This is a genomic window from Idiomarina sp. UBA4206 (assembly GCF_002383015.1).
Lineage (GTDB): Bacteria > Pseudomonadota > Gammaproteobacteria > Enterobacterales > Alteromonadaceae > Idiomarina > Idiomarina abyssalis.
Window position 1 is genome coordinate 16,409 of the sequence record NZ_DFTS01000025.1, and the last position, 2,173, is coordinate 18,581.

General features: G+C 43.2%; 1 protein-coding gene and 1 tRNA gene. Both read left to right on the plus strand.

All coding sequences use genetic code 11. The features are described 5' to 3' along the window. Positions 1 to 61 precede the first annotated feature (61 nt). Positions 62 to 1,333: a pyridoxal phosphate-dependent aminotransferase gene (locus B3180_RS05265; protein WP_278361199.1), complete on the plus strand. Its 1,272-nt coding sequence runs from the start codon at positions 62 to 64 to the stop codon at positions 1,331 to 1,333. A gap of 718 nt (positions 1,334 to 2,051) precedes the next feature. Continuing rightward, a tRNA-Asn gene (locus B3180_RS05270) sits at positions 2,052 to 2,128 on the plus strand. Positions 2,129 to 2,173: the final 45 nt, after the last annotated feature.

Sequence of the window (2,173 nt, forward strand, 5' to 3'; positions counted from 1 at the left end):
GGCAGCTGCCATTCAATCCCTCCTCAGTTCGATAGCCGAATAGTGTACATGAGACTGCGCTTTGTGGCTACGGAGAATGGACTTTAGCCGCTCTGATCCGTATAGTAATGGGCATTTCAACCCTTGCGAAAAACAGGATCTGAACGTGGATTACCAACTCTCTGATCGTATCAATGCAATTCAGCCGTCACCGACTCTGGCGGTGACTCAAAAAGCCAATGAATTACGTCAACAAGGCAAAGATGTTATTGGTCTGGGTGTCGGCGAGCCAGATTTTGATACACCTGATTTTATTAAAGATGCTGCGATTCAGGCTATCCATGACGGTAAGACCAAATATACGGCTGTTGATGGTATCGATGAGCTAAAAGATGCTGTTATTAAAAAGCTAAAACGCGACAACAGCCTTAGCTACCAACGTTCAGAAATTATTGTGTCAGCCGGTGGTAAACACAGTATTTTCAATTTACTCAGTGCCTGGTTAAATCCGGGAGATGAAGTTGTTATTCCCGCACCTTACTGGGTTTCGTATCCTGACATGACCAAGTTGGTTGGCGCTACGCCAGTTATTGTTAAAGCCGGCATAGACCAACGTTTTAAAATTACACCAGAACAATTGCGTAACGCACTAACGGATAAAACACGTTTAATGTTCATCAATAGTCCGTCCAACCCGGCCGGAACAGCTTATACCGCGAACGAGCTTGAAGCCCTTGCGGAAGTGCTGCGTGATTATCCAAATGTACTTATCGCCACCGACGATATGTACGAGCATATCCTCTGGAGCGACTCGCCCTTTGCTAACTTTCCAATGGTGGCTCCGGATCTTAAAGATCGCACCGTCATCCTAACGGGTGTCTCCAAAGCTTACGCTATGACGGGCTGGCGCATCGGTTATGCTGCAGGCCCTAAACCAATTATTGCTGCTATGAAAAAAATGCAGTCACAAAGTACATCAAACCCTGCCAGCATTAGCCAGTACGCGGCAGCGGCAGCATTAAACGGCGACCAAAGCTGTATTAAAACCATGGTGACTGCATTTAAAGAGCGTCACGACTATTTGGTTGATGCTCTAAACAGCATTGACGGCATTGACTGCGTACCAGGCGACGGTACTTTTTACGCTTTTGCTCAGGTCGATAAGCTAATGGCTAAAGCCAATGTCAGCAGCGACGTTGAACTGTGCGAAAAACTGCTGACAGAAGCCAACGTAGCCCTTGTGCCAGGCTCAGCTTTTGGCACGGATGGTTATTGCCGTTTATCCTTCGCTACCGGAATGGATGTTTTGAAAGAAGCGGTTAAACGTATCAAAAGTTTCTCAGAAAGTTTATAAAATGAAGGTTTTGGCGCCATTTTTTACAATGAGCGCCAAAACCCTATTAATTGAACGCTTGTTACAGCATAAATCCCATCAATACCAACTCTTTTCACTTTGATACTTTTATTACAAGTTACTAAAAATTCCTTCCTGCCATTAGTGATCGGAACCAGATCTAAGTGCCCGATGTCAAGCCTAATAATTCAATTTAACATGAGATTTTTTGGCGCGTTTTTTAGTCAAATTCACTAAGAAATACACAAGTTGCTGATTCTTCACGCATTGACTGGTGAATCGATCACCAACCTGAAGATTTATTCACCAGAATAAACTAACCTGTTGTTTATTCTGTATATTTTATTTTATCGTTACTTTTTAACCACTACGGAAATCGCCCTCAAAGCCGCATCATTATTACGACTTCACAGAGTTAAACACAAGGTTATCCACAGATTCCGTGGATAAGATCATGTAGCCTTTATCTACTGCGACATTCAGATATCTGTGGATAATCAGATCCTCGAAAAAGCTAATACTTATGTTATAGATGTAAACTTGACAGTTACTTGACATTGTCAGCGATAAGGATTAGCTCATCTTTTTGCATTGATGTGACTAAAAAAATCAATTTGCTGACTTTTTCGACAACCGAGCCCTTTTCCTTTAAAAACCTTCGCAGAATAGTTGACACCCCTGCGTATGAGCTTTAATATTCGCAGCCGTTGAATGTTGTTCCCCAGTAGCTCAGTTGGTTAGAGCGGTGGACTGTTAATCCATGTGTCGTTGGTTCGAATCCAACCTGGGGAGCCAAACAACATCCAGACTATTCAAATCCCCAGTAGCTCAGTTGGTTAG